This window comes from Streptomyces sp. OfavH-34-F, assembly GCF_022347745.1.
Classification (GTDB): Bacteria; Actinomycetota; Actinomycetes; order Streptomycetales; family Streptomycetaceae; genus Streptomyces.
In genome coordinates, this window is sequence record NZ_JAKRGC010000002.1 from 54,893 (window position 1) to 81,068 (window position 26,176).

General features: G+C 70.8%; 22 protein-coding genes, 1 pseudogene and 1 riboswitch. Of the genes and pseudogenes, 4 read left to right on the forward strand and 19 right to left on the reverse strand.

What is annotated here, in order from left to right:
• Positions 1–18: 18 nt before the first annotated feature.
• The 19 genes and pseudogenes from MHW47_RS00975 to MHW47_RS01065 all read right to left on the reverse strand — a co-directional run bounded on the left by MHW47_RS00975 (position 19) and on the right by MHW47_RS01065 (position 21,369).
• Positions 19–942: a hypothetical protein gene (locus MHW47_RS00975; RefSeq protein WP_239220638.1), complete on the reverse strand. Its 924-nt coding sequence runs from the start codon at positions 940–942 to the stop codon at positions 19–21.
• A pseudogene (locus MHW47_RS00980) lies at positions 939–2,727 on the reverse strand (type IV secretory system conjugative DNA transfer family protein). Before MHW47_RS00980 ends, MHW47_RS00975 begins: the two are co-directional and overlap by 4 nt.
• 93 nt (positions 2,728–2,820) lie before the next feature.
• Positions 2,821–3,495: a hypothetical protein gene (locus MHW47_RS00985; RefSeq protein ID WP_239220639.1), complete on the reverse strand. Its 675-nt coding sequence runs from the start codon at positions 3,493–3,495 to the stop codon at positions 2,821–2,823.
• Positions 3,488–4,741, reverse strand: coding sequence for an acetyl-CoA carboxylase biotin carboxylase subunit family protein (locus MHW47_RS00990; RefSeq protein WP_239220640.1), 1,254 nt, complete (start codon positions 4,739–4,741; stop codon positions 3,488–3,490). Before MHW47_RS00990 ends, MHW47_RS00985 begins: the two co-directional genes overlap by 8 nt.
• An 84-nt stretch (positions 4,742–4,825) precedes the next feature.
• Positions 4,826–6,097, reverse strand: coding sequence for an MFS transporter (locus MHW47_RS00995; protein WP_239220641.1), 1,272 nt, complete (start codon positions 6,095–6,097; stop codon positions 4,826–4,828).
• The gene (locus MHW47_RS01000) at positions 6,094–7,353 is read right to left on the reverse strand and encodes a hypothetical protein (protein ID WP_239220642.1); all 1,260 of its coding nucleotides are present in this window, start codon (positions 7,351–7,353) and stop codon (positions 6,094–6,096) included. Before MHW47_RS01000 ends, MHW47_RS00995 begins: the two co-directional genes overlap by 4 nt.
• A 387-nt stretch (positions 7,354–7,740) precedes the next feature.
• Positions 7,741–9,537, reverse strand: a complete 1,797-nt coding sequence (locus tag MHW47_RS01005) for a VWA domain-containing protein (RefSeq protein WP_239220643.1) — start codon at positions 9,535–9,537, stop codon at positions 7,741–7,743.
• Positions 9,534–10,688, reverse strand: coding sequence for an AAA family ATPase (locus MHW47_RS01010; RefSeq protein ID WP_239220685.1), 1,155 nt, complete (start codon positions 10,686–10,688; stop codon positions 9,534–9,536). The genes MHW47_RS01005 and MHW47_RS01010 overlap by 4 nt, the downstream gene beginning before the upstream one ends.
• Positions 10,689–10,881: 193 nt before the next feature.
• Complete coding sequence (locus MHW47_RS01015; protein WP_239220686.1) at positions 10,882–11,100, reverse strand: hypothetical protein; 219 nt, start codon at positions 11,098–11,100, stop codon at positions 10,882–10,884.
• Positions 11,101–11,134: 34 nt separating this feature from the next.
• Positions 11,135–11,767, reverse strand: a complete 633-nt coding sequence (locus MHW47_RS01020; protein WP_239220644.1) for a hypothetical protein — start codon at positions 11,765–11,767, stop codon at positions 11,135–11,137.
• Between the two features lie 70 nt (positions 11,768–11,837).
• On the reverse strand, positions 11,838–12,959 hold the full coding sequence (locus tag MHW47_RS01025) for a hypothetical protein (protein WP_239220645.1): 1,122 nt from the start codon (positions 12,957–12,959) through the stop codon (positions 11,838–11,840).
• A gap of 133 nt (positions 12,960–13,092) precedes the next feature.
• Positions 13,093–14,118 (reverse strand): hypothetical protein, encoded by a 1,026-nt coding sequence (locus MHW47_RS01030; RefSeq protein WP_239220646.1) that lies wholly within the window; start codon positions 14,116–14,118, stop codon positions 13,093–13,095.
• A 3-nt stretch (positions 14,119–14,121) separates the two neighbouring features.
• On the reverse strand, positions 14,122–15,624 hold the full coding sequence (locus MHW47_RS01035; RefSeq protein WP_239220647.1) for an ATP-binding protein: 1,503 nt from the start codon (positions 15,622–15,624) through the stop codon (positions 14,122–14,124).
• A gap of 25 nt (positions 15,625–15,649) precedes the next feature.
• A complete protein-coding gene (locus MHW47_RS01040) occupies positions 15,650–16,102 on the reverse strand; it encodes a DUF6238 family protein (protein ID WP_239220648.1) in 453 nt (150 codons plus the stop codon).
• A gap of 34 nt (positions 16,103–16,136) precedes the next feature.
• The gene (locus MHW47_RS01045; RefSeq protein ID WP_239220649.1) at positions 16,137–17,600 is read right to left on the reverse strand and encodes an SCO6880 family protein; all 1,464 of its coding nucleotides are present in this window, start codon (positions 17,598–17,600) and stop codon (positions 16,137–16,139) included.
• A gap of 128 nt (positions 17,601–17,728) precedes the next feature.
• Positions 17,729–19,111: an ATP-binding protein gene (locus MHW47_RS01050; RefSeq protein ID WP_239220650.1), complete on the reverse strand. Its 1,383-nt coding sequence runs from the start codon at positions 19,109–19,111 to the stop codon at positions 17,729–17,731.
• A 28-nt stretch (positions 19,112–19,139) separates the two neighbouring features.
• A complete protein-coding gene (locus MHW47_RS01055) occupies positions 19,140–19,844 on the reverse strand; it encodes a hypothetical protein (RefSeq protein WP_239220651.1) in 705 nt (234 codons plus the stop codon).
• Positions 19,844–20,152: a DUF6112 family protein gene (locus MHW47_RS01060; RefSeq protein WP_111338340.1), complete on the reverse strand. Its 309-nt coding sequence runs from the start codon at positions 20,150–20,152 to the stop codon at positions 19,844–19,846. The genes MHW47_RS01055 and MHW47_RS01060 overlap by 1 nt, the downstream gene beginning before the upstream one ends.
• An 83-nt stretch (positions 20,153–20,235) precedes the next feature.
• Positions 20,236–21,369: a C40 family peptidase gene (locus MHW47_RS01065; RefSeq protein WP_239220652.1), complete on the reverse strand. Its 1,134-nt coding sequence runs from the start codon at positions 21,367–21,369 to the stop codon at positions 20,236–20,238.
• Between the two features lie 589 nt (positions 21,370–21,958).
• Between MHW47_RS01065 and MHW47_RS01070 the strand changes: the two genes are divergently transcribed.
• The 4 genes from MHW47_RS01070 to MHW47_RS01085 all read left to right on the forward strand — a co-directional run bounded on the left by MHW47_RS01070 (position 21,959) and on the right by MHW47_RS01085 (position 26,159).
• On the forward strand, positions 21,959–22,705 hold the full coding sequence (locus MHW47_RS01070; protein ID WP_239220653.1) for a site-specific DNA-methyltransferase: 747 nt from the start codon (positions 21,959–21,961) through the stop codon (positions 22,703–22,705).
• Between the two features lie 332 nt (positions 22,706–23,037).
• Positions 23,038–23,180: riboswitch (cobalamin riboswitch) on the forward strand.
• 29 nt (positions 23,181–23,209) lie between these two features.
• Positions 23,210–24,274 carry an ABC transporter substrate-binding protein gene (locus tag MHW47_RS01075; RefSeq protein WP_239220654.1) on the forward strand — a complete coding sequence of 355 codons (1,065 nt, stop codon included), beginning with the start codon at positions 23,210–23,212 and terminating at the stop codon, positions 24,272–24,274.
• Positions 24,271–25,362 (forward strand): FecCD family ABC transporter permease, encoded by a 1,092-nt coding sequence (locus tag MHW47_RS01080; protein ID WP_374230035.1) that lies wholly within the window; start codon positions 24,271–24,273, stop codon positions 25,360–25,362. The genes MHW47_RS01075 and MHW47_RS01080 overlap by 4 nt, the downstream gene beginning before the upstream one ends.
• Positions 25,359–26,159 carry an ABC transporter ATP-binding protein gene (locus tag MHW47_RS01085; protein ID WP_239220656.1) on the forward strand — a complete coding sequence of 267 codons (801 nt, stop codon included), beginning with the start codon at positions 25,359–25,361 and terminating at the stop codon, positions 26,157–26,159. Before MHW47_RS01080 ends, MHW47_RS01085 begins: the two co-directional genes overlap by 4 nt.
• Positions 26,160–26,176: the final 17 nt, after the last annotated feature.

Genomic DNA, 26,176 nt, shown 5'->3' on the forward strand with positions numbered 1-26,176 from the left:
CCAGGCAGTGATGAGGTGTTAGGAAGCGAGGCCGTGATCGGTCTGAACGGGGGTGACGGATCGGCAGGACCAGGGGGAGCAGCCGTCCGGCTCGCCGTTCTCCAGCTCGGCGTCGGCGACCGCGTCGAAGATGTCGGTCTGCCGCCCGGACCACTCGTGGGCGGTGACCCGGTCGATTGGCGCCTGGTCAAGGGGGCGGCGGCTTCGGTGCAGGTATGCCTGTCCGAGCAGGGGCTTGCCCTCGGCGGTTGCGCGGGCGTTGCCCGAGCGGATCGCCGCATCGAAGGCCACAACGTCCTTCCACTCCTCGGGGGACTCGTCGCGAAGGGCCCGCCACTGCGAGTTGCCGTGGTAGGGACACCCCAGACAGGCGGATTTGGGGGTCTGGCCGAAGCCCCTGGAGCGCAGCAGCCGCAGGCAGTCCGACCGTGAGAAGCCGAGTTCGATCAGCGGGTGGCGGTTCTTCATGTAGGCAACGTCGGCGTCCTTGGCCCGGTGGAACTCATCCACAGAGATGCCGATCCACTGCTCGACGTGCATTCCGGCGGGGATACGCTGCGGGTGCGGGTAGCCGAGCAGCTCGCGGACCTTCTCCTTGATCGGGCGGACCTTGTACTGCCCCGTGCACTGTCGCCGCGACATACCTTCACCGCCATCGGCATTGAGGATGTGCAGGGGCATGGAAGCGAAATGCTTGGCGGGGTCGAGCGCGTCGGAGCGGATGTTTCCGGACGACACCCGCAGGATCGGAATTCCGGCGGGCTTCGCGACCTCGGACTCGATCCGGTCGAGGTGGTCGTAGACGCCACGCGGCTCCCAGCCCGTGTCCGCGAAGATCGCCGCGTCCAGCTTCGGGAGGTGGCCCTCGGCCGCCAGCAGCAGCAGGCAGGTCGACTGCACGCCGGCGCCGAGCGAAAGCACCTTGAGTGCCGGGGCGCTCATGCCGTCAGCCCGAAGTCGTCGCCGGCCTCGGCCTTGGCCAGGGCGCGTTCGGTGATGGCCTTCGTCGCCCGCGCGGAGGCCGGGCCAATGACCTTGGCGGAAGGCTCCTTGTACCAGGGCCGGATGCTGAGCGTGGCGATGCGCAGTCCGGTGGCCAGCAGCAGCACCTTGCCCTTGGGCAGGGCACGGATCGCGTCCGGAGGCAGAATTCGCTCCGTGCGCATGCTCACCGAGGTGGACTTGCCGCCCTCGCTCGTGGACACCGAGACGGTCTGGACGTCGTGGTCACCGACCTGGCGGCTGAGACGGTCGGCAAAATCCGCGTCATCGATGCCGGACCCGACGATCTTGATGGTGGCGGCGGACCAGAGGGCGTCCATCCCAGCCTCGCCCCAGCACCGCTGACCCTGCCGGTAGGACTGCAGGATCGTGATCGGGATGACGCCTCGGCTGCCCAAGTGGCTGTACAGATCGGGCAGGTCGCTGATCTTGCACACGTTGGCGGCTTCGTCGAGCACGCACAGCGCGGGCGGGTCGAGCCGGCCACCGGAGCGCTCGGCGACGACGACGGCCGCGCGCATCACCGCGTCTGCGGCGGCAGCGATGATCGCGGACGCGCTGCCCCCGCCGTCCTTGCTCAGCAGGTACAGAGTGTCGCGGGAGGTGGCGAAGGCGTATGGCTTGAACTGGGGAAGGTCTGCGGTGGGCGTGACCCAGGCGGCGACGTCCGGGTCGAGGAGACAGCTCGCGTACTGCCTCGCCGTCTCGTAGATGCCGTCGCGGGTTTCGGTGGCGCCGGAGACGGTGCCCTGGAGCTGGGCGGCGACGGCGTCGTGGCCGGCGTCGGTGAGCAGGTCCACCGGGGTGCGGTCGTTGGGTGAGGCGAGCCAGGCCAGCACGTCGGTGACCGGGCGTCGGTGGCTGGCGGCGGCGAGGAAGAGGGCGCCGAGCGTGTTGGCGGCGGCGGTGGACCAGAAGTCGGACCCGTTGGACTCGTCCACGCTCGCGGCCACGAAGTGCCCGGCCAGGCGCTTAGCCCCGGCCAGGTCGCGGGCGTCGGCGAGGATGTCCCACCACATCCGACGCGGGTGGTGGGCGATCTGCTGCGGGTCGAGGGTCCAAACCGTGCCGACTTCGGCGCGGGCGTCGACGGTCGCGGTGAAGGCGTCGTTCGCGGCCTTGTTGCTGGTGAGCAGAACCGGGCCGGGGGCCGAAAGGATCGCCGGAATGGCGAGTCCGGACGTCTTCCCGCTGCGCGGCGCCATGATCGCGACGAGCACGTCCTCCCAGGACGCCCGGACCTCGGCCCGGCCCGGCTCCAAGGTGCCGAGCAGGATGCCGCGATCAGCAGCCGCGACCTCTTTTACTCTCCCGCTCGTTCAGGGACGGGCGCAGGTCACGGGCCTTCGCGGTGATCTCATTGCCCAGCAGCGGAGCGAGGTCGGCCTTGCGCGCGAGCCCGGTCGTCGAACCGGCACGTTTGCGCATCCAGAGGACGACGCCGGTAGTGACCAGGGACAGGGCCAGCAGGCCGGGAATGATGCGGACACTGACGAGCAGGGTGGCGGTGTCCAGATCGGGCCACAGCGCCTCGGGGTGCAGCAGAGCCGCAGTGGCGTCGTAGTGGGCCCACGGTCCCTCGCCCACAAGGGAGTTGGTGAGGTTACCGGTCAGCCAGGCCAGGGAGCCGAAGGCTATGGCGGTGCCGAGGGCTGCGAACAGGGTATAGAGGAGCGCGTCCGACCCGGTGGTGGTCGAGGGCGCGCTGGTACGCGGTAGGGGCATGGAGGGTCCAGGAGGTGCGCGGGCGAAAGGGGCGGCAAGGGCGCGGGACGCTCTTCTGCTGGTCATCACGGAACTCCGTTTGATTGGTGCGGGCTATCGGCTGCGGGACGCGCGAAGTGGCGCAGGGACCGCATGCGGTGAGGTGGAACTCGGGGGCGTAGCCGCAGGGATCGGGCCGGCGTGAGGTGAGGTGGTGCGCGCTGCCTGTTGGCGCAAGGTTTCCCGGGAAGCACCTTCGAGGACCGGGTCCGCTTGCTGCGGGCCGGGCCCCATGACATCCGCGAGGAGTTCCCTGCTCCGCAGTTCGTTGACCATCCGGTGGTGCTTCGGGTCGGTGCGCTCGGCCGGACTTGCCGCGATGCCGTCTTCGGCGAACTCCAGCTGCTCCCTTACGTCTTCGAGCATGGCGTGTGCCGCCGCCAGCCGTGTCCACGTATCGAATACCGGGCTGCGGTCGGGATCATCGAGCGTGAGACGGGCCCGGGTCCAGTCGGCGGCAGCGGCGACCAGCTCGGTCAGCTGTGGCAGTGCCCCGATCAGCGATCCGTTGACTTCTTCGATAATCGCCGCCATCTCGGCGGGCTCCGCGGTCGCGGTGAGACGGGAGAGCATCCCGGGCACGGAGTACGGGGCCGTCGGCGGGGGAGGCAGGTGTCGGACCTGGAGAGGTGCTTCGCCCGCCGGCGCGCGGAGGCCGTAGGTGAGGCGGATGTTGTGCTGCATCGCGGCGGCGACGGCCTCGCCGATGCTGGAGTAGTACTCAGGCACGGTGGTCCCCGGGACTGGACCCGACCGTCAGGGTCAGGGCGTCGGTGAGGGCGGCGAGCCGCTGGCGGGCTGCGCTGGGGGTGTCGGCGGTGACGACGAACCATCCGATCCGGCTGGTGTCGAGGTCGCCCGCCGGCGGAAGGACAACGCGCTCCCCGCAGTCACGCAGCCACGTCACCTGATGAAGCCACGGACGCACAGGACCGGGCGCGATAGGCAGGTGCCGTGCCGTGAGGGTGCCGCTCGCGGGCGGATAGACGATCTTGATCGCGGCGGTCGCGTGCTTCGTGCGGGTCAGATCGGGCACCTTGCCGCACGCGACATCGGCGGCGATGCGAGGCAGGTCGAGACCGGTGGCGAGACCCACCAGCTTCCCGATCAGGTCACCGCCGATACGGGAATTGACCTCGATGATCCGGGGACCGGTCGGAGTCAGGCGCATCTCGACGTGCTGGATACCCTCCGTGATCCCGAGGGCCTGGACCGCCCGCACGGCTACGGGCGCGACCTCCGGCAGCAACGGGTCACCGGCATCGAGGGTGTGGCCGACCTCCTCGAAGTACGGTTCGAAGGCGACCTCCTTGCGGGTGACGGCCAGCGCGGTGGTGACACCGTGCCGCGTGACGCACTCCACCGATATCTCGGGCCCGCTCAGGTACTCCTCGACCAGCACCCCGCTGCCCTCCGGACCCTGCTCGTCCGCACCAGTGGCAGCGAACTCCCACGCAGCGGGCAGCTGTTCGACGGTGTCGACGCGCACGACGCCGATGCTGGCCGCGTGCGAGGCGGGCTTCAGGACGACCGGGAACCCGGTCCGCAGCGCGGCAGCCGTGGCTTCGACCAGGGTGTCGACCCGGGTGGAGGCGGCCGAGGGCACCTGGTGCTCGGCGAACAGACGACGACTGGTCGCCTTGTCCCGGCATGCGTTCATGGCCTCCGGGGTGTTGCCGGGTACGCCGAGCCGGTCGGCGAGTTCCGCGGTGGGCACGAGCGCGTACTCATCCCACGTGACCACGCCTGCGATGGGATGGCGCGCGGCCAGGGCGAGGCCGGCGGCGACCACGGACTGCGGGTCGTGGGTGTCGGCGACCTCGTAGTCGAGCACCAGTCCCGGCCGCAGGGACGGGGCCTTGGTGTCGATCAACGCGACCGGGTAAGCGGCAGCGGCCTGCTCGACGCAGTAGCCGCGATACACCGGGTCGGAACCTCCGACGACGATGAGCAGCGGAACGGTGGAGCGGTACATGGAGAACCTCCAGGAAGGGACAACGAACGGACAACAGGCAGACAGGGAGAGGAGGAAGAGGGGAACGGGTCGCTCAGTGGGCCGTCACGGCGTGCCGACCGGCTGGGCACGCTCGGGGCGCAGATGCGCGTCCCGCTGCCGGTGCGGCTCGCAGGCGACCCGTTGCCGCCGCAGCCCCGTGAAACAGGCGCCGAGGACCAGACCCTGGAGCACGGCACAGGCCAGCAGCAGGTGAGGAAGCCCGGCGGGCGGAACGAGGGCGACCAAGGCGCCGGCCAGCGGAAGCGGCACCAGTACCAGGAGGATCGTCACCGCCAGCGTGGAACCGAACGCCGCCGCAGGGATCAGTCGGGACCGCAACGTGCGCAGCACCACCGTCAGCGCGCCCTCACCGGCCATGACCACCGCCACCGCAACGGTGTACGTGACGAAGTTCGGCGCTAGCGCGGTGACCAGGCACGCACTGGTGGCCAGCGCGGCGGCCACGGCACCCACCGCCCACGTCCCGAACCGGTCAATCGCACGCCGGCTCACCCAGACCGCGAGCAGGGACGCCACCGCTGCAGCGCTCCACACCGAACCCACCAACGCGGTGGACGAGTGGAACTGGTGAAGGACCGTGATCGGGGCGGCGGCCTGCAGGACGCCGGTGGCCAGATTCGATGCCGCCAGGCCCACGACCAGCCAGACCAGCGCTGGCGTACGACGAAGAACCTTCCACCCGGCAGCCAGACTGCTCGGCTCCGTCGCGTGGCGAGCCGGTTGCGTGACACCGGACGCGGTAACGGTCGCGACCAGGGACAGGAGCGCGACCACGGCCATCATCACCGAAGGGCCGGCCAGCAGGAGCAACCCGCCGAGAAGCGGGCCGACGAGCACAGCTCCTTGATCAATGCCGGTCTGCGTCGCCTGCACACGGTGCGCCTCAGCCCCCAGACCGCGGCCGATAGCGACACCGAGGGTCTCCACCGCGACGAACGAGACCTCGGCCAGCAGTCCGGAGACCGCGCTGAAGGCCAGCACCACCCCGGTCGTCACCGTGCCCGCGGTCGGGAGGACCAGCAGCGCCGCCCCGGTCAGGAGGACGAGACAAGCTCGTACCGAGTTCGACGCACGGAAGACGGAGTCGGCACTCCACCGGTCCACGAGGGCCCCGGCGAAGGTGAAGGCGGCCAGCCTCGGCGCCCATTCCAGAAGGAAGGCGAGCCCGGTCAGGGCGGTGGAGCCGGTGGTGACCAGCACCAGTAGCGGGATGGCGTAGGTCGCCGTCGAACTGGCCAGAGCATCCGCCGCCCGCATCAGGTACGTACGCCCCAGACCGGGAGACGACACGAAGGAAGAGATCACCCCGGTCACCGCCGCGGACCGGAAGCACGCGACGGACGGACATTCACACGAGCCTCTGCCACCTCGACCGTTGCAGTCGAGGCGACTTCCGTCTTGACCACCGCAGGCGAAACGGCCAGCGCTGCCCTCTGGACCAAGGAGCGCTCCTCCGTCCAGACCGATGAGCCGGTCTGCGCCCCGACGCCCTCCACTTCGGTTTCCGAGCCGCGAAGTTCTGCCTGCGCCGTGCTGACGAAGTCGGCGGCGACACCGAACCGGTCGGCCAGCTCGTACGCCTCGTCATCGAGGTCCGTGATGTGCTGGCCGACAGCTTCCAGTGCTTCCCGGACCCGTTCGAGCGCTCCGTGCTCGGGGTGCAGGAGCTGCTCGGCCACGTCCCGGAGACCCGTTCCGTCTTCGGCGGCCCTGATGGCATCGGTGATCTGGAGAAGCGCAGCCCCGGCGGCGTAGTGCTCAAGGGGGCGCACTGGGGTGCTCGCCTGAGCCGCATCAAGGATCGGTGCGAGTTCGACGTCGTAGCGGGCGGCGCGGAGCATCTCGGCCGCATGGCTGGAGACGGCTATCCGTTGGGCGGCCGGCGTGGTGGTGGGGAGACGGTGCCGCCGGCCGTGCCAGTCGTCGATCTGCTGGAAGCCGGCGTGCTTGAGCAACATGGCGGCGACATCGTCGTTGGCCCCCTTCACTACGACGCTGCCGCTGGGCTCGGAGGAGATGGTGATCGGAGCGGGCACGAGGGCCTCCTGGGAACGGGGGGTGGTACTGGGGGAGGCGGTGGAAAGATGCCCCAGCTCGGCCGCGATCCGGTGGCACTCGGACTGGAGCCGGAAGACATCGCGGTAGCCGTGGTGCAGCCCGCCGTCCTCGCGGGCGACGGTCGCCACAACATGCACCTGCCGGGGTTGAAGACGAAGGGCGATCCACCGGCAGGCGTCAGGGTCGCCGTACGGAGCGATACCGGTCGCCGCGACCAGCCGACGGGCGACCGCGGCCCACTGCTCGTCAGAAAGATCAGGCCGACAAGGGTCCGACCGAACCGAGCAGAGCCACGTTGGCCGCTGAGGCGCACGGCCCGCGAGAAGTGCGACCGGAGCGTCGAGCGCCTGCCCCAGGGCAAGAGGACCGACCTCGGCGAGGAGGTCGACCGGGGCACCGTGCCCGTCGCCTCCGATCAACCTCGGACGGATGCGACGGCTCCGCTCATCCGTCCCGTACAGGTCGGCGAGCACGTCAGCGGTACTGCTGGCGTGCTTCAGGTGAGCGATCACGGCATCTACCTCGTCGGGGAACGGCGAACGAGAGCCCGCGGTCCGGGCTGTCAGGTAGGAGAATCCGCAGGATTCGGGATTTGGTACGGCCGGAGATCGCTGATAGCCGTGCACGAACTCGATACTCGACAGCTGGACCGGAAACTCGCGATTCGCTGTGCGCGTGACGGCACCAACCGTCTGGTGGACAAGAAGGTGGTGCTGCCCGGGGTAACTGTGCTGAAGCAACTGGTCGTCGTCCTCGCCCGGAAGCGGATCTCGGAGCTGGACCGGATGGGCCGCTCCCCGCGGGACATCTCCGCGCGTGGGGTGGGCAAGGCCCTTGAGCGGTACGAGTCGCTGAACGCGCTCGGCAGCGGATGGGACCTGACGTTCTTCTGCGCTCTGTCAGCGTGTCCTGCGGATGGCGTCTGTGGCTGCTGCGGCGATGGCGGCGGGAGCGCTGAAGGGATGGGGGAGGTGCAGCAGGGTGGTTCCCGGCAGGTGGCGGGACTTCGGGGTGAGGGTGAGCTGGAGTACGGCGCAGCCGGCGGTGGTGAGCTGCTTGACACGGGTGACGGCGTGAGCCGTTTCGTCGCTGCGGTACTGGGCGTCGGTGACGATGACGAGGAGGCGGCCGGTGCCGGGGCGGCTGAGTTCGAGGCCGTGGTCGAGTGCGTCGATGGCGTCGCCGAGGTTGTGGCTGGCGCCGTTGGCATCGAAGGTTGTCACGTGCTCCGGTGCTCGGTGGGTGGGACGGGTGAGTGCGGTGAGGTGATGGTCGTAGGCGATGGTGGCGGTACGGGAGTCGGGGTCGGTCAGGGTTGCTGCGCGTGCCACGATCCAGGCAGCGGACGCGACGGGTGCGCAGGCGGCACGCATGGAGCCGGAGACGTCGACGGCGATCCCCACGCGCAGCGGAGGGGTGGGGGAGGTGCGTCGGCGGGTGTGGGTGAACGGCTCGGCGGTGGGTAGCGATCCGGCGGCGCGCTGGGCGTCGCGGGCGAGGGCGCGACCCATGTTGAGGCGGCCGGGCGGGGTGGGGCTGGTGGTCCGTTCCTCGACACGCTCGCGGTAGGCGGCGGCGCGCAGGGCGCGGCTCAGGCGCGCGGCGGCACTCTGCTCTGCGGCGGTCGGCCTGCGAGTGCCGGTGACCGGCGAACCGTAGGGCGCCGGCGTGCCGTCGGGGTTGACGGTGGTGCCGCGGGTGTTGAAGACGCTCTTGGCGGTGGCGGCGGCTGCGCGTCGCCGGCCGGCCCGCTGGGCGCGGTCCTCAGCCTGCGCCTTGGACTTCGCCTCCATGGCGCTGTCCGCCGCAGACTGTGCCGCGAGGTCGGCGGCGTCGGTGGCCGCCGTGCTGTCCATGACGACCTTGACGGCGCCGGACAGCAGATCGGTGAGGTTCGCGGGCACGGGTCGGGCGGGGGCCGCGGCGTCCAGAGCATCGCACCACTCTTGCCCGCGCGTGAGCATGGCCGTGGCGTCGTGGTCGGCGCACCGGTGAGCCGCGGTCCAGATGCGGGTGAGGGTGGTCAGCAGATCGAGGCCCAGCACCGATTCGCACAGATCGGCGACGGCGCGGGTCTCGCCGGCGTCCAGGATGCCGACGTCACGGCGGCCGAGGATCAGGGCCGCCACGGCGGCGGCCTGCTCGACGCCCTGGAAGGTCGGGTTGGCGATGTCAGGCATCACCAGGGTCCGGGCACTGGTGCGCAAGTACGGGCGGTCCGTGGGCCGCGTGACCAGGTGGGCGCCCTCGACCCGGCTCTCCTCCAGCAGGAGCGCGGCCTCCACGACACGGGGGTCCGCTCCGGCAGGCGCCACCCAGACGGAGTGTGCCGCGTGCGCGGCCTCGTGGACGAACACACCCCAGGCGGCGGGATACCGCTCCTCGTCGCCCACGATCCGCGGATGGATCTCGTGGGGCTTCAGCGGGGCGAACAGGCCGGCGTCGAACTCGACCTCGCCCAGAGTGGGGAAATAGGCGGCCGGTGCGCCGCTGCGCGTGCCGGGGCGGCAGGTGACGAGGAGGTCCTGGCGGCCGGAGAGGGCGACCAGCCGGTCGCCGAGTTCGGCTCCGACGCGCAGCCACGCGGCCGGGGAGGTGCGGGGGTGTGCGGGCGGGGCGCCGTCGTCGTCCCATCGCGCGAGGTCGGCGTCGTCGTCCGGCGTGGTGGCGGCCTGCACGTGCTGGTGAACGCTCATCGCGAGCGGCCCCGGTGCGCGGAGCCGGCGCTGCCCGAGGGCTGCCGGGCAACTGAGGCGGTTGAGGTGGGAAGCTGCTTGCCGAGGGTGAGGGGCGCGATCTTCTTCACGCCGACGGTCTTGGTGACGGCGTCGGCGACGGCATCGCGATCCTCCGGAGGAGCGATGCCGACCAGGTTCGCGAGCGCGGCCCTGGTGCCGAGGACGGCCTCGGTCTTCTGATAGCTCAGCAGCTCCCGCAGCTGGGGGGCCCAGCCCAGCTCGCCGAGTTCGACCTGGTGGGCGAGGTGCCGGGCGACCCGGACCACCCGGGCATCGATCTTCAAGGCCAGAGCGAGGTCATAGTCCGTGCCGATCTGGATCTGCACGCTGAACCGGGACGACAGCGCCTCCGTCAGCACCGCCCCGTGGACGCCCGGATTGTGGCCCGCCACCACGTAGAAGCCGGGCTCGGCCCTGATGGTCTCGCCCTTGTGGGCCTTGACCTGGATCTGCCTGCGCCCGTCCATCGCCGGATACAGCGCCGCCAGGACCATCGGTGAGATCAGGGTGGCATCGTCGATCAGCAGGGCGCGGCCCTCGGTCATCGCCGTGACCAGCGGACCGTACTGGAAGACGTAGCCTCCGCTGTCGGCCTGTGTGTACTCGCCGATCAAGTCGCCGACCGTGGTGTCGCCGTCACCGGCGACGGTGAGCAGGTCCGGGAACGCCGCCTCGACCAGACTCGTCTTGCCGGTGCCCGGGGGGCCGTAGAGCAGTACCGGCACGTCAGCGTTCCGCAGACGGTTCAGCGCTTCGACGTCGGGCAGATCGGCCAGCTCCCGGGGGTGGTAGACCTGGCCCCCCGCCCGGCGGAGCGGCCCCGTCTGCCGGGGCTTGGTGGCTGCGGGCATGGTCGTGCGGGCGGTGGCGGCCTGGGCGCGGGGAGAGTGGGTGCCCGGTGGGCTGATCACAGCGGTCTGCGCGGCTGCGGCGGTCTTCGCGTTCGCACGGAACTTCGGCTGCCCGGTGCCGGCGCCTTGGTCGGCTTCGCCGCGTGTGACCAGGGTGAGGGCGGCGTTGCGGACGGCGCCGTGGGAGTGGCCAAGCTGCCTGGCCATGTCGCCGATGGTGAGCGTGTCCGCCGGCCGGTCGGCCAGCAGTCGGGCCACCTTGGCCCGCAGTTCGCCGCCCTTGGTGCGCGCCGGACTGGTAGGCGTTCCGGGTGTGGTCAAAACGAGGCCCCTTCAACAGGTATGGCTTGGAACGGGGTTGGTGATGTCCTGGAGAGGCTGGCCGCTCCGGAGCGGGTCAGGGGCTGTGCCGGCATCGGAGGCCGGGCCAACCGGGGCGTACCGGCGTCGCTCACCGGTCGGCCGAGGTCGCGGTCCAGGTGCACGGGGTGGCCGGCGATGAGCAGTTCGCCGGCTGCCTGGGCGGCCGGGTTGGCTCCGTACCGGGGTCCGTCGCTCGACAGACGCAGGTCGGCGCCTCTTCGAAGCCGTCCTGGAGCAGGATCTGCCGGGCGGCGTTGTTGTAGCTGGTGGTGGTGATTTCGCCGGTGATGGCGTGCCGGATCGGCATGAACGGCTCTGCTGCTTGGGGCAAGGCGGAACTCCTATCGGTGATGGCGGGAAGCGGTGGCGGACTGGCTGTTGGCGGGGAGAGGCACGGTGGTGCTGCGGCTTGCGGTGGATGGCTCGTGGAGGCTGCGGTGTCGCGCTGTCACATCGCGGGCGAGGCCGGGTTCGACTGCGGCTTGGAGACCGGATCGGGACACGGCCACGGTGGCGGCGGCGACCCTGGCCAGGGCCTCGCTGCGTTCTGTCGCCGCAGGCAGGGAGTAGACGCCGAGCCGGGAGTCGAGGCTCCACCCGTGCTCCTCCAGGAGTCGGCGGCTTTCGCGTTCGGAGAAGGGCGGCCCGGTGGCCGCGATGATGCCGAGCCCGTCATGCTCGACGAACGCGATGTCCGGACCGGTGTCGGCGGGGGTGGGGTCGAAGCCGGCGTCCACGTCGATGAGGTAGCCGGCGGCGCGGAGTGCCGAGATGGCGCGGAGGGTGCGGCCGTGCCCGTCACGCTGCTGGTCGGCCAGAGCGAAAAGAGTCGGCTGGCCGGGGACGTGGTGGAAGCCGTGATGCTGCAACGCCTGCTCGATGTCGGGACCTTGCGTGGGGTTCGCGGCGACGATGCCGTGGAGCGGGTGGTGGCCGACGGCGATGTCGGGGAGCGTGTCGTAGTGGGTGGGCATGGCATGGACCATCCGATCCGGGCTGAGGGACGAGGAAGGGCTGCGCGCGGTGCGGCCGAGGGTTGATGGCCTATCGGTGTCGTGTGGTGCCGTCCGGGGTTGCCGGGGGTGGGGTACGGCTGTTCGGGGATGCGGCCGTGGCTGCTGTGGGGTGGTGCTGAGCGGTGGCTGGTGAGGATGCGCGTGCCGCCCGGGTCCGGGGCGTGGATGCGGTCCGAGCGGCTGAAGCCTGTGGTGTGCTGGGGCGTTCGGCGGCGCTGTCGGCCATGTCTGACCCGAGCCCGAGCAGCTTGATCATCTGGAGCTGGAGATGTTCGGCGGTGTCGCGGAGACGGATGGCGTGTGCGGCGGGCCGGCCGAGGTTCTCCCAGGTGGCGGCGGTTGCGTTGAGGATCTCGACGACGTGCCGGAGCACGCCGTCGGCCGGATCGGTGACCTCGCTCAGGGAGGCGAGCACCTGCCGCGTATGCGTCGCCGCCTCAACGGTCCCGGCCAGTTCACCGAGCCGGTCGCCGAGGCTGGGCTCGTCCGTCCACGCCGTCTCGGGTGACCGGAGCAGCGAGTCGTCGTACGACGTCGGGACGTCCACCTCGTCCAGCCGGTCCAGGGCCCAGGTCACTGCCCGCTGTTCCTCGGCCGGGTCGAGGGTGGAGGGCAGTCGGTAGTGCTGTTCGCCATCGTGGACTTCACCAGGGAGGAACCCTGCCTGCTGGAGAAACGTGTGGGCGGCGCGCTGCTTGGACAGCTGCTCCTGTTCGGGGCTCGGTGGTGCTCCGGTGAGGTCCAGGCGCTCGTTGAGGAAGGCGAGGAGCTTGGGAATGGACGCGCCGTTTCGAGCGTGCGCGCCGTCGGGGGCGGAGTCGTAGATCACTTCCTCGCGGGAGTCCACGTCGCGGTGCAGCACGGTCCAGCTGTCCGGCCGGCCCGGTGGGTGTTCGGTGGAGGGTTCCTGGGGCGGCGAGATGATCAGTTCGCTGCCGTCGGGGAGGCCGGCGTGGACGTAGTAGTCGCTGAGGCCGAACTCGGCGGTGCACTCGACCCAGCGCCGCCGCAAGGGGGCGGTGATCGGCGAGAGGCCGTGTTCCAGCCGCGGGGCGGGAGAGGCGACAGGCTTCGGCTCGGACCAGTTGAGGCGTGCCTTCACCCGCAAGCCTTCACGGTAGAGGGTCACCAAGGGGTTATCGATGTGCATGGACGGCTCCTGTGGGCTGGTTCAGGCACCGGGCCTGGGCGGAGTGCGGGGCTCGCCGGACCGTCGGCGTGCCAGGAGGATTCCGGTGTGAGGCCGGTTTGGGAGTGCCGCCGGTCGGTGATACGGGCCGGGGTCAGCGCGAACGGCGCGGTGCCGGAGGCAGTACCGGCGGTGCCGGCGAAGAGGGGGCCGGACCGGTGTGCGACGGGGACGCTGATCGTGTCAGGGCGGCGTCGCGGCGCAGGTCCCCGGCCCGGCGCTCGGTGTCTGCCCGGCTGAGCAGGTGGTCGGCGGCTCGGACCAGCGCAGGACCCTGACGGATCAGCTCGTCGGCGTAGTGCCAGCCCTCCGAATTGCGGATCTCGCGGGCCTGATCCTCGTACAGCTCGCGTGAGCCGGGTTGGGAGCCGTCCATGAGCGCCACGACCTGCTCCCACTCGGTCTGGAGCGCCTGCGCCCGCTCCAGGGTGGTGTCGATTCCTCGCATCCTGCGCAGGTCTGTGCTGGCGGGGCCGTGGTCGTAGTCGCGGCTGGTGGCGGCTTCGCGGGTGTGGGCCAGGACGCGGGGGCCGTGGGCGAGGAAGGTCTCGACGTGTGTCCAGGCGCAGGCGTCGCGGGCGACCTTTCCGTCGGCGTAGACCTTGTCGTCGATGGGCCAGCCCTCGGCGTCGCAGAGGGTGCCGGAGATATCGTCCCAGTCGGCCGAAGCCTGAACGATGCCAGCCGCCGCTGCCCGCAGCGCCTGGATCTGCACGCGCAGTAGTGCCCTCCCATAGTCGGGGAGGAAGGCATCTTTCACCTCGGCCACGGCCCGCTCGGGATCGAGGTCGAGGGCCGCGAAGGCCGGTGCGGTGTTGCGGGTGAGGTCGAGGGTGCCCGTCGGGTCCGGTGGCCGAAGGGCTCCGAGGACCAAGCCGGGGTCGTCCGAGCGGTGCGTGGGAACGGCGATGAGCCGGTCGTGGTCGGGCCCGGTGAGAACGACCACCTCGGTGACGGCACCTCCCTGGAAAATGCTGTCCAGCACGAGCTGGTCCCAGAGCTGAGAGCGGAAGCCGTCCGGGTCGGGAAGCATCCGGACGTGGGCGCCCCATCCGGGCATCTGGTCGGGCACGGCCTTGGCGAACTCGGTCAGGCAGTCCGAGTGGCGGTCCGGCGGCATCGTCTACGCCCCCATTCGGGCGTCGGTGTCGAACAGGTCGCGTTCGGCAGGGTGGAGGAGGTGCTGGGTGATGAAGCTGCGGCCCGCGACCTTCCACAGCCCTCGCCCCTTGGTGAGGGCGGAGACGGCCTGGGTCTCGACGCCGGTGAGGCCGAGCAGGGAGGAGGCGGCGGCGAGCTGGTCGGGTTCCTGGCGGTAGATGATGCGGGTGGAGCAGTCGGCGAGGAGGCCCTCGGCCAGGACCCGGCCGCGCGAGCCGGCGTCTCCGGCGCTGAGCAGGTCGCTGAGGCGGTGAATGATCATGAGGTTGGCGATGCCGAGCCCGCGCGAGAGCTTCCACTGCGACTGCATCCGCTCCAGCAGGCCAACGTGCCGCATGACCCGCCACGCCTCGTCGTAGATGACCCAGCGCCGACCGCCGTCGGGGTCGGCGAGCGCGGACTCCATCCACGCGCTCGCACAGGTCATGGCGAGGACCAGGGCGACATCCTCGCCCGTGCTGCCCAGGCGCGAGAGGTCGATGGACAGCATCGGCGTGGCCGGGTCGAAGGCGACGGTCGTGGGCGCGTCGAACATGCCGCTGAGGTCGCCGTGCACGAGCCGACGCAGGGCGTGGGCGAGGTCCTGCGCGGCCGACCCCACGCGTCCGCTCTCGTCGCCGAGGGCCCGGTCGAGGCGCTCCGGGGAGCCGAGGGTGTGCGCGATGCCGCCGAGCAGCGGCACCGTTCCGGCGGCGTCGGCTTCGGCGACGACCAGGTCGAGGGCCACGTCCAGGGCTGTGTGCTCCATCGGCAAGAGGTCGCGCTTGAGGACTGTGCGAGCGAGGGCGGCCAGGAGCAGGAGCCGGCGCTTGCGTACCTCGCCCGCCCAGTCCTCCCCGCTCACCGAAGCCGGGCGGGCCGGCGCGTCGAGCGGATTCAACCGTCCGGCCAGCCCCGGTCCGAGCGCGATGGTGTTGCCGCCGAGGGCCTCGGCGACGGCGGTCCACTCGCCCTTGGGGTCGCTGGGAACGTAGATGCGGTAGCCGTGGGCGATGGCGCGGGTGGCGATCGACTTGGCCAGCGCCGATTTACCCATGCCGATGATCCCGGCCAGGACCGCGTTCGGGTTGGTGAAGCCCTCGACCCGGCCGCTGCTGTACAGGGAGAACGGGTCGTAGCAGAACGCAGCCTCGGCGTGGACGTCCCGACCGATGAAGATGCCCTCGGCGCCGAGCCCGCCCTCGGCGAGGAAGGGGTAGGCGCCGGAAACGGTGGCCGTGGTCATGCGGTGAGCGGGCAGTCGGAGCCTGCCACCGCGGGCGGAAGCGCCGCCGGGGCGGCCGGCGGGCGGGTATGCCGGCCGCAGCAGCGGGTTGAGAGCTTCCTCGGTGCGGGGCCGGGTCGCGGCCTGCGCGTGGCGGGCCTTGCGGCGTGCTTCGGCGAACCCGGACCGGGCAGAACGCTGCTGGGCGCGGGAGATCTTGCGGGGGACGAACAGGTGGGAGGCGCTGGCGCGCGTACGCATGAACGTTTCTCCAGAGGGGGGCGGGTCAGTGGCGGGTGAGGCCGGTGAACGGGGCGTGCAGATCCGCCGGGGTGGTACGCCGGCGGACGAGGTGCGCGGCGCGTTGGTGGCGCTGGCAGACGGTCAGCGCCGGAGCGCCCTCGGGCAGCCCTGCCCGGCACGCTTCCGGCTCCGGTACTTCGCCCGTGTCGGGGCGCGGGGCTGAGTGGTAGGCGTGATGAAGGTGCTCGGCGGCCTGCCAGATACGAGTCCGGGCGGCATGCAGGTGGTCGCCCTCGGCGGCAAGGAGGGGACCGGTGCGGTGGGCATGGGCGTCGAGGAGGCCGTGCAGGGAGACGAGGTGTTCGTGCAGGGTGTCCAGCTCGGCCCGGCCGGCGACGAGCGGGCCTGCGGGGATGTTGATCGAGCGGTGGAAGTCGAGCGCGGCGGTGGCGAAGGGCACGAAGTCCTGCGCGGTGCGGCTGGGGATGCGGGACATGGCGGTGCTCTTTCGGACAAGGAGGGGTGCCGGGTCAGACGGCGAGGGCGAGCGGTATCGAGGCTGCGGTGAACGCCTCGGCCTGCTGCCAGGTCAGCAGACGCAAATCGAGCTGCGCGCCGACGGCCGCGGTCTCCACGACCGCGCACGCCGAACGCAGCTCCTCCTCGGAGTCGGCCGAGACGGTCAGCAGCCCGGTCAGGGCGACATCCGCGTGCCCGGCGATGAGCTGACGCTCACGGGCCTTGATGTCCTGGTACTCGATCGAGTCGGCCTCGGACTCGACCCGGCCCCGCCGGGAACGCTCGGCGGCATCCGCGATCACGCTGGCCTTCTTGCGCTGCACGTCCCGCAGCGCCGCATCCAGCCCCTTCGGCTCGTACGACAGCGAGAGCGTCCGCCGTACCCCGGCGGTGAACAGGAGCTGGTGCAGGAAGCCGGCCGATGTCTCCGTTCGCGGCCAGTTCTCCACCCAGTACGTGGCGTGGACGGCCGAGTCCGTCGCGATGTGGTCCGCCTTCTCCACCACCACGACCGGCCCGGCGGCAGACGGATCGGCCTCCGGCCGAGAACCGGCGGACCAGCGGTCCAGCGCGGTCAGGGCCTTGGGGTCGTAGGCGGTGCGTACGACGGCGGCGATCTCCCGGGCGGTGAGCCAGCCGCTCGGATTGAGTCCTGCGGTACGGGCTGCCTGGTCGAACGTCGAAACGAGCTGAGACAGGACACTGAAGGAGCCGGCCAGCCCGCCGCCGGCCTGGTTGGCCAGGCGCCGTGTGGCCTTCGCGTCCAGCGACAGGGCGACGTACGCCTCGTGCGGCGCGGCAGCAGGACCCGCGCTCTCGATCAGCTCGGTGTAGATCGCTCCGGCGACGGGGGCGTCGGGGTTGCCGTGCTGCTCCCAGTAGCGGCGAAGGGCGTCCCCGGAGTCGGGGACGGTGCGCTCGATGACCTGGATGCGGGCGATGTGCCCGGTACGGGCGAGGGCGGCGAGGGCGCGTCCCCAGCCGTTGACGTTGGCGTTCTGAGTGCCGGGGTCGAGCAGGGCGTATGCGCGGGAGGACACCTTGACGACGGCGGTCAGGCTACCGGTGTGGGGGTTGTGGATGGCGGCGTACCGGCCGTCGGGGGCGGTGACCACCCGCAGGCTGGCGGCGGTTCCGGGCAGGTGGAGGAGCCCTTCGTGCACGGGGCGCTGGGAGGGGCGGGTGAGCCAGACCAGTTGACCCCGCATCCGCCGGTGAAGATACCGGGTGAGGACGGGGGCCCAGTCGGCCAGGGCGCGGCCTCGGTGGCGAACGAAGACCAGGAGGGCGATGACGGCCCACACGGGGATGAGTTCGAGGGCGCCGAGCACGCCGCGGGTGAGGATCACGGCGAGCAGGGACAGGCCGGTGAGGCCCGCGCCGATCAGTTGCGGGGCGGTCAGACCGAGAAGGATGCCGCGCCTGCTGCGGTGCGGGAACTTCACGGTGGCCGTGGCCGGCGGGGTGTGGGACATGCTGGTTCCAGACGGTGGGAGTGGGCGGGGAGCGGGAAGGCCGGGGATCTTCCGAACGTCACGACAGGTCTCCAATCGGATGAAGGGGGGCGGGCCGCTGGGGCGGCCCGCCCCTGGGCAGTGGGCGGTCAGGAGCCCGAGGGCGGCCGGTCGGATGATCCCGCCCAGTTCGATGGCGTCGGGGAACCGGTTGCCGAAGGACCGGTCGAAGCCGGCGGGCCCGTGGCGTCGGGCGCTGTCCGGCCGGCACCCGACGTGCTGCCCGGCACCGAGGCGGTGAACGGGCCGCCGGGAGTTTCGTCCGGGCTGTCTTCCGGTTCGCCCCCGTCGGGGCGGTTGAGAAGCGGCGGGATTCCGGGGTGCTGGATCAGAGCCCGGCCCTTGTCGCCGGGGGCATCCGGGTCCTCGCCGTAGCGGAAGGTGGTCTGCGCCTTGGGCGGACCGGCGTCGATGCCTTCCTTGCTGAGGTTGCCGCCGGCGGGGTTGATGGTGGAGACGACACCATCGCTGCCCGCGCCGGAGACCTGGCCGGGGCCCTGCGGAGCCGCGGTGCCGGTGCCGGCCCGCATCGCGAGGCTGCCCGCGGTCTTCACGGCCCCGGCGGCGACCGCCATACCGGCCACACCGGTGCGGTGCAGGTCATCGTGACCACCGCCGTCGCTGGCCCAGTGAACGAACTTGTAGGTGGCGTACGGGCACAGCAGCACCAGGATCATCACGACGATGCCGGCCATCGCGTCCGACAGCGCGCTCATGCCGTCCTGCGCGTCCGACTTCCCGATCGCCGAGACACCGATCAGGAAGACGACCGTCATCAGCAGTTTGGACACGATGAGGGTGGCGGTCGCCTCGACCCAGCCGCGCCGCCACCGCTTCGCGACCTCCCACCCCCCACCGGCCCCGGCGAACACGGCGAGCGTGACCAGGACCAGGACGCCGATCTTGCGGGCGACCATCACACCCCAGTACATGAACGCGCCGATCGCGCATCCCAGAGCGACCAGGGAGGGGACACCCCAGCCCAGGCCGTACATGGCTCCCAGTTCACTGACCTTGATCACGCGGCGCACGGCGTCGTCGACGATGGAGTTGGCGGCTTGGAACAGCCCGTCCGACAGGGCGTCGACGAGGGTGATGGCGACGGAGGTGAAGGCGATGGCGCAGAAGCTGAACAGGACGCCGGTCATGGTCCCGATGGCGGCCTGTGCCAGGGCGCGCTCGTCGCGGCGCCAGGCTGCGGTCATCAACTGGAGGCAGAACGTTCCCACGGTCAGGGCCAGGCCGATGGGGAGCAGGAGTTCGTAGTTGTCGCGGAACCATCCGGCGTTGAGGTCGATGGCCGTGGTGGTGTTGACGGCGCGGGCGGCGAGATCCGCGGCGCTGGCAGCCAGTTCACCCATCGATTTCGCGATCCACGCGCCGAGGCCGTCGGTGACGGCCCCGCCGGGGTTGGTCGCGAACTCGACGGTGCCGCAGATCTTGTCCATCAGGGGGATGTCGCAGACTCCCATGGAAGTACCTCCTTTCCGAGGTGAGGTGTCAGGGGGCGACGGACGGCATGACGCCGGCCAGAGCGCAGGGCTGTGAGGGCCGGCACTGCACGGCCAGGGTGGTGACGCGGCTCTCGGCGCCGCCGGCCGGAGAGCCCTTCCACGTGATCGTCTGCTTGCCGGAGACGGTCACGGCGTAGACGTACGCCTGCGTGAGCGTTCCCGGATCAGCCTGGAGCGCCTGGGCGAAGGCGTTCGGGAAGTGGCCCTCGTTGACCTTGGCGGTGGCGAACTGGCCGTTGGCGGCCATCTCCTTCCACAGCGCCGGCGGGGGAACGACCGCTTCGACCGACGCAAAATCGGCGTACTTCCTCTCCCTGGTCAGCCACCCGCGCAGCGCGGTGACCAACTCCGGCTGGGAGTAGGCACGGGTGTCGTACGACCACAGCGCCACGGCGGCGGCCTTCCCGAACGCGATGGGATCGCGCGTGTCCGGCGCAACCGGGAGACCGTGCGCGTGCCCGCTCGGCGACGGTACGCCCGACGGAGAACCCGCAACCGGAGAACGGAAGCCGGTCACCGGACCGGAGCGGGGAGCCGCCGGCACGGCGGGTCCGGCAGATGCGCGGCTGTCGCGGGTGAGGTAGGCGACCAGGCCCGCCAGGACGACGAGGACCACCAGGACGGCAGCGCCCAGCAGGGCCCGGCGGCGCACACCGGATGCACCGCCGGGGGTCGGGGAACGGTCGGACATCAGTGAACCTGCGATCCGAGCGTGCTGAAGAAGGCGATCACACCGTTCGCCGCGCCGAGCAGGAGAGCCGCGCCCGCGCTCACCAGCACGCCCTTCTTGCCGTTGGCCTCGGCCTGGTGACCTCCCGAGTGGTGCCCCCAGGCCCACACGCCCGCGCTGACGGCGAGCGCGCCGACCACGGCCACGAGGCCGAAGAGGTTGAGCGAACCCATCACCTGCTTGAGGACGGACAGGCCCGGCAGCCCGCCCTCGGCAGGCGTAATGCCGGGGTCGTAGGCGAGCCGGACGACCGTGTCGGAGAGAAGCATGGAGAACTCCAGTTCGAGTCTTTGCACGCCGAAGCCCGCGAGGATGCGACGGCGATGCGAGAAATGGGGGGAGGGGCGGCCGGTCAGACGAGGCGGCGGATCGCGAGGATCTGCGACTTCCACGCCGCGACGGTGGTGATACGGACCACGTCACCGGTATGCGGGGCGTGGACGATCAGGCCCTGGCCGATGGCCATACCGACGTGCTCGGGAGCCGTGGCCGTCCCCTCGGTGAAGATGAGGTCACCGGGCCGCAGCGCACCGACCGATACCGCTTTGCCGGCCTTGACCTGCCCGTACGTCGTGCGCGCCAGAGTGACGCCGCCCGCCTTGTACGCCTGTTGCATCAGCGACGAGCAGTCGCACCGGCCCATCAGGTCCAGGCCGTGGGCGGCGGTACAGCTGCCGCCCCACTGGTACGGGGTACCGAGCTGGGCGAGCGCCCAGCGGATCGCCTTCCCCACCTCGACCGGAGCATCGGCCGGGACCGAGTAGCCGTCGGGGACCAGTCCGGGCGGGATGACCCCGAAGTCGTACCCGTCCCCGCCGTCCGGGCAGCCGCCCACCGTACCGGCGGACACATCCGGGTCGGAGCCCTCGGGGTCCTCCCCAGAGGTGGCCAGCAGGGGCTCGATCGCCTGCTGCAGCGCCGTGGCCAGCGGCTCCCACTTCGCGTAGGCGTCCGGGAAGGCGGAGCGCTGCACTGCCTGGGCGGCCTGGGCGATCGACAGGGACTGCCAGCCCGAGACCTTCTTGAGCGCCTCGTAGAACTTCGTCGCGGCGTGCACCGGATCTAGGATCTGCTCGGCGGTGCCCCAGCCCTGGGACGGACGCTGCTGGAAGAGGCCGAGCGAATCGCGGTCACCGTAGCGGAGGTTGCGCAGGCCGCTCTCCTGCAGAGCCGTTGCCAGCGCCACGACCTGGCCGCGGGCCGGGATGTTCATTGCGACGCCGGTCGCCTGAATCGTCCTGGCGTTGGGCACTTGCTCGGCCGGATCGGGCAGCCCCGGAACGGAGACCGCCTTCTCGCCGTCGTCACCGTCCAGGATCGACTTCACCTGAGAGGCGACAGCGGCGGTATCCACACCCTGTGAGTCGCTGACGGTGCAGGGGGAAGCCGGTGAAGCCATTCCCGCCCCGATGGCGAGGACCGGAACGGCCAGGAGCAGCGGCCCGGACGCGGCCAGGCCAACGAGCACTTTGGTCGTCGTCTTCATCGCAGCTCTGGAACGCCGATGTGACGCCGCCGGTGGATCGGCCGAGATGAAGTCTGGTACGGAAGGGGCGGTGTGCCTGACATAGAAGAGGCTCCTCACGGAGGTTCGTAGGAGGCGCGGTGCCGATTCCCGTGCAAAGCCATCGGCACCGCGCCGATGTGAACTGGCCCCTTGGGGGCGGGCCGGCGCGGGGGAGTTGGTAGCACCCGGGCGCCGGCCTCGAAGCACGCGGCAGCCAGCCGCGCTCGTAATCTCAGGAAGTGCACGCGGGTCTCCTTCGGCTGTCCGCGACAGGTGGTCAACGGGCCGATCGGCGCGTGCCTTGGGACCAGGCAGCACGAAAGGCACAGGTCAACCCAGGTGAAGAGGGACCACACCGGTGCTGACGAGGCGAGACAGTAGGTCGCGATTCCGGCCGCACCAAACGGCCCTCAGCCCGGGTTCACAGGGATCGCGCAACTCGTTGGGCACGGCCGAAGTTCACGGCTAACGTCCGGCGCACCCCGCTCACGAGACCGGTCGGAGGGCCCAGCACCGTCCGGCCGGAGCGGGCTCCCTTCCGCCCGGCCACCGAATGAGGCCCCTGCACATGAACTACACGCTGCACCGAGGCGACGCCCTCACCGTGCTCAAGACCCTCCCGGACGAGAGCATCAACGCCGTCATCACCGACCCCCCGTACAACTCCGGCGGCCGTACCAGCTCGGAACGCACCGGACGCACCGCCCGCGCCAAGTACGTCACGAGTAACAGCGCGCACGATCTCGCCAACTTCCCCGGCGAGAACCGCGACCAGCGCTCCTACCGTTCCTGGCTCACCGAACTGCTCACCGAGGCATACCGGGCCGCCACCGAGCACTCCGTCGCCATGATCTTTTCCGACTGGCGCCAGGAACCGACCACCACCGACGCCCTGCAGATGGCCGGCTGGACCTGGAGCGGCACCATCCCCTGGATCAAGCCCGCCAGCCGCCCCCGCAAGGGCGGCCCGAAACAGGACTCCGAGTTCATCATCTGGGGCGTCAAGGGATCACTCGACAGCAGCCGCGAGCTGTACCTGCCGGGCCACTACATCGCCTCCCAGCCGAGGAAGGGCCGCATGCACATCACCCAGAAGCCGGTCGAGGTCATGCAGCAGCTCGTCCAGGTCTGCCCCACTGGCGGAACCGTCCTCGACCCGTTCACCGGTAGCGGCACGACGGGCGTCGCGGCCCTGCGCCAGGGCCGCAGCTTCGTGGGCGTCGAGCTGTCCAACCATTACGCAGATATCGCTGAACAGCGGCTTCGCGCCGAGTTGACACAGGACGACGTCGAACTGGCCGGGCCGGAGGCGTGAGCGTGAGAGCAGAGCGAACCAGGGAGGAGGCTCGCAGATGCCACGGGCGGCCGGTACATCAAGCAGCCGATGCACCGGTCGCCCTCCCCCGCTCCTGTCAGACCGCCTCGAAGGCCCGCCGGTTAAGGGGAACCGCCGTGAGCGCCTCGTCCAGCTCCGCGCACAGGCCCCGCAAGCACTCCGGCACAAGGTTGGCGCCCGTCGCCGAGACATTAGTCCCCGCCACCGGCCGGTGGCCGTTCCTCTCGCCGTCTTGAGCATGGTCGCGCTTAAGGACCGCGCGGAGCGGGGGGGCTGGCCCGTGTCCGACCCGGTGTTCGCGTGCACCTCGTCGTTACGTACGATCACCAGGTCAAAGCCGCGGCAGGAGCCAGGAAGCCGGTGCGAATCCGGCGCGGTCCCGCCACTGTGACCGCGTACGTCCCACGGGGTGTCCGCGGAAGTCAGGTCACTGACCTGCCGCGGGCCCGATCCGAGGAGCGCGGACTCCGCAGGAGGCTTCCTATGCACGACGGTCACAGCCGTCCCGTTTTCCCTTTCTCGTCGCCCGTGGCGGACGCGGTCTCGCACCGGCGCGTCCCGGCTCGCCTCGCTGCGGCCGTCACCGCCCTGTCGGCAGTCCTGCTGACAGCCGGTTGCGGCTCGTCCGACGCCACCGCGGACTCACCGCGGGAGAGCGCCTCCACGGCGAAGGGATTCCCCGTCACCATCGACAACTGCGGTGTCAGGACGACGTACGCCAAAGCGCCGTCCCGCGCGGTGACCATCCACCAGCACCCGGCCGAACTGATGCTGTCGCTGGGGCTGAAGGACCGTATGGCCGGTACGTCGTACCCCGACTCGGCGGTACTGCCCGCTCTGCGCAAGGACTTCGCCTCGATCCCTCAGTTGTCGAAGGCGGCGCCGTCCTTCGAGAAGGTCCTCGATACCGATACCGATTTCGTCTACGGCGGGTACGCCAGCGCGTTCGCGGAGAAGGAGGGCCGCTCGCGCAAGGCATTCCGGGACGCGGGCATCGACACCTACCTCAACCGGGAGAACTGCGCCGGGAAGAAGGGCGTGACGATGGAGGACACGTACGCCGAGATACGCACGATCGGCAAGATCTTCGGCGTCCCCGACCGCGCGTCCGCGCTCGTCTCCGAGCTCCGCACCCGCGTCGACAAGGCGAGCGCGGCCGTGAAGGACGCGCGTGATGTCTCCGTCTTCGTCTACGACAGCGGCGACAAGTCCGCCTTCACCGCCGGTGGCAAGGGTTTGGGCAATGAACTGATCAACCTGGCGGGCGGCAGGAATGTCTTCTCCGACCTGGACGACGTATTCGGCGACGCCTCGTGGGAACAGGTCGTCGACCGCAAGCCGGAAGTCATCGCCATCTACGACTACACCGGCAGTACCGTGGCGCAGAAGAAGAAGTTCCTGCTCTCCCAGCCCGCTCTCGCCAACGTGCCGGCAATCAAGAACAGGCGTTTCGTGGTGCTGCCGCTGACCGACACCCTCGTCGGGGTCCGTTCGGCGGACGCCGTGGGCGATCTGGCGCGCGGGCTGCACCCGGACAGCTTCAAGTGACGGCGCTCGCCACGGATGCCGGACACCGGACCGCGGTGAAGCCGCGCCGTCGGGCCGCATTCGCCGCCACCCTGGTCGCGCTCACCGCGCTCCTGGCCGCCTGCATGACCGCGGGGCTCGCGTTCGGCTCGGTGCACGTGCCGCCCGCCCAGGTATGGGGCATCGTGACGCACGCGCTCGGCGCCGACTGGATGGAGCCCACCTGGACCAGGGCGCGGGAGACGATCGTGCTCGACGTGCGCGGCCCCCGCGTCCTGCTCGGCGCTGTCACCGGCGCGGGCCTCGCCGTCGTCGGTACGGCGCTGCAGGCTCTGGTACGCAACCCGCTCGCCGAGCCGTACCTCCTCGGCGCGTCCTCCGGCGCCTCACTCGGCGCGGTCTCCGTGATCGTGTTCGGGTCGAGCTTCTTCGGGACGGTATCCCTGTCGGCGGCCGCGTTCGCGGGGGCGCTGGGCGCGCTCGTACTCGTCTACGCCACCGCCCGCACCGGTGGCCGCATCACCTCCATGCGACTCGTCCTGGCCGGGGTCGCGGTGGCGTCGGTGCTCAACGCGCTGCTGAACATGCTGCTCCTGACGACGGACAACGGCAACGAGGCGCGCACCGTCCTCGCCTGGACCATGGGCGGTCTCGGCGGGGTGTCCTGGGCGTCGCTCTGGCTGCCGGGCCTGGCGCTGCTGCTGGGCATCGCGGTCCTCATGGTGCAGGCCCCGAACCTCAACCTGCTGCTGGCCGGGGAGGAGGCCGCCGCCACCATGGGCCTGGACGTCGCACGGTTCCGGGCCCGGATGTTCGTGCTCGTGTCGCTGGTGACCGGTGTACTGGTCGCCGCGGCCGGACCGATCGGCTTCGTGGGCCTGATGCTGCCGCACATCGTGCGGCTGCTCGTCGGCGGCGACCACCGGCGCGTGCTGCCGGCCGCCGCGCTGGGCGGTGCCTCCTTCCTGGTCCTGTCGGACATCGTGGCGCGGACCGTCACGGCACCGGAGGAGATCCCGGTCGGCGTCCTCACCGCCCTGTGCGGCGGCCCGTTCTTCCTGTGGCTGATGCGGCGCGACGCGCGCAAGAAGGCGGGAGGTACGGCATGACGGCGGCCGAACTGCATATCGAGGCAGTCACCCTCACCGCAGGCACACGGCAACTGGTTCACGACGTCACGCTCATGGCCCGCCCCGGTGAGACGATCGGCCTCGTCGGACCGAACGGCAGCGGCAAGTCCAGCCTGCTGCGCGCTGTCTACCGTGTCCTGCGCCCGGAAGCCGGAACCGTCCGCGTCGACGGTGCCGACGCCTGGTCCCTGCCTCCACGACAACTCGCGCGCACCCTGGCCGCGGTCGTGCAGGACGCCCCGGCCGGCCTCGATCTGAGTGTGCGGGAAGTCGTCGCGATGGGCCGGACCCCGCACAAGCGGCTCCTGTCGGGCGACACGACCGAAGACTCCCTCGCGGTCGAGGCCGCACTCGCCTCGGTCGACGCCGTACCCCAGGCCGACCGTCCCTTCGACTGCCTCTCCGGCGGCGAGCGCCAGCGGGTGCTGGTCGCCCGCGCCCTGGCCCAGGAGCCGTCGCTGCTCGTCCTGGACGAGCCGACCAACCACCTGGACATCCGGCATCAGCTGGAGGTCCTGACCGTGCTGCGCCGACTGCCCGCAACGGTTCTCGTCGCCCTGCACGACCTCAACCTGGCAGCGCACTACTGCGATCGCCTCTACGTGCTGCGCGACGGCGGTGTCGTCGCGTCTGGAACACCGCGCCAGGTGCTCACTCCGCGCCTGCTGGCGGAGGTCTACGAGGTGACCGCCGAGGTGGCGGTGCACCCCCGCACCGGCCGTCCCCAGGTGACGTTCCTGCCGGAGGACGAGCCGTTGCCCGGCGCGGAGGCGTGACCGGCACCGGGTCCGGC

What these genes read in the sequence shown, in the direction of transcription:
- MHW47_RS01030 (WP_239220646.1), bottom strand. Translation starts at nt 14,118, where the DNA reads ATGCCGCCGGACCGCCACTCGGACTGCCTGACCGAGTTCGCCAAGGCC.
- MHW47_RS01065 (WP_239220652.1), bottom strand. Translation starts at nt 21,369, where the DNA reads ATGAAGACGACGACCAAAGTGCTCGTTGGCCTGGCCGCGTCCGGGCCG.
- MHW47_RS01035 (WP_239220647.1), bottom strand. Translation starts at nt 15,624, where the DNA reads ATGCGTACGCGCGCCAGCGCCTCCCACCTGTTCGTCCCCCGCAAGATC.
- MHW47_RS01020 (WP_239220644.1), bottom strand. Translation starts at nt 11,767, where the DNA reads ATGCCCACCCACTACGACACGCTCCCCGACATCGCCGTCGGCCACCAC.
- MHW47_RS01055 (WP_239220651.1), bottom strand. Translation starts at nt 19,844, where the DNA reads ATGTCCGACCGTTCCCCGACCCCCGGCGGTGCATCCGGTGTGCGCCGC.
- MHW47_RS01070 (WP_239220653.1), top strand. Translation starts at nt 21,959, where the DNA reads ATGAACTACACGCTGCACCGAGGCGACGCCCTCACCGTGCTCAAGACC.
- MHW47_RS01075 (WP_239220654.1), top strand. Translation starts at nt 23,210, where the DNA reads ATGCACGACGGTCACAGCCGTCCCGTTTTCCCTTTCTCGTCGCCCGTG.
- MHW47_RS01040 (WP_239220648.1), bottom strand. Translation starts at nt 16,102, where the DNA reads ATGTCCCGCATCCCCAGCCGCACCGCGCAGGACTTCGTGCCCTTCGCC.
- MHW47_RS01025 (WP_239220645.1), bottom strand. Translation starts at nt 12,959, where the DNA reads ATGCACATCGATAACCCCTTGGTGACCCTCTACCGTGAAGGCTTGCGG.
- MHW47_RS01015 (WP_239220686.1), bottom strand. Translation starts at nt 11,100, where the DNA reads ATGCCGATCCGGCACGCCATCACCGGCGAAATCACCACCACCAGCTAC.
- MHW47_RS01045 (WP_239220649.1), bottom strand. Translation starts at nt 17,600, where the DNA reads ATGTCCCACACCCCGCCGGCCACGGCCACCGTGAAGTTCCCGCACCGC.
- MHW47_RS01060 (WP_111338340.1), bottom strand. Translation starts at nt 20,152, where the DNA reads ATGCTTCTCTCCGACACGGTCGTCCGGCTCGCCTACGACCCCGGCATT.
- MHW47_RS01050 (WP_239220650.1), bottom strand. Translation starts at nt 19,111, where the DNA reads ATGGGAGTCTGCGACATCCCCCTGATGGACAAGATCTGCGGCACCGTC.
- MHW47_RS01085 (WP_239220656.1), top strand. Translation starts at nt 25,359, where the DNA reads ATGACGGCGGCCGAACTGCATATCGAGGCAGTCACCCTCACCGCAGGC.
- MHW47_RS00990 (WP_239220640.1), bottom strand. Translation starts at nt 4,741, where the DNA reads ATGTACCGCTCCACCGTTCCGCTGCTCATCGTCGTCGGAGGTTCCGAC.
- MHW47_RS01005 (WP_239220643.1), bottom strand. Translation starts at nt 9,537, where the DNA reads ATGAGCGTTCACCAGCACGTGCAGGCCGCCACCACGCCGGACGACGAC.
- MHW47_RS00975 (WP_239220638.1), bottom strand. Translation starts at nt 942, where the DNA reads ATGAGCGCCCCGGCACTCAAGGTGCTTTCGCTCGGCGCCGGCGTGCAG.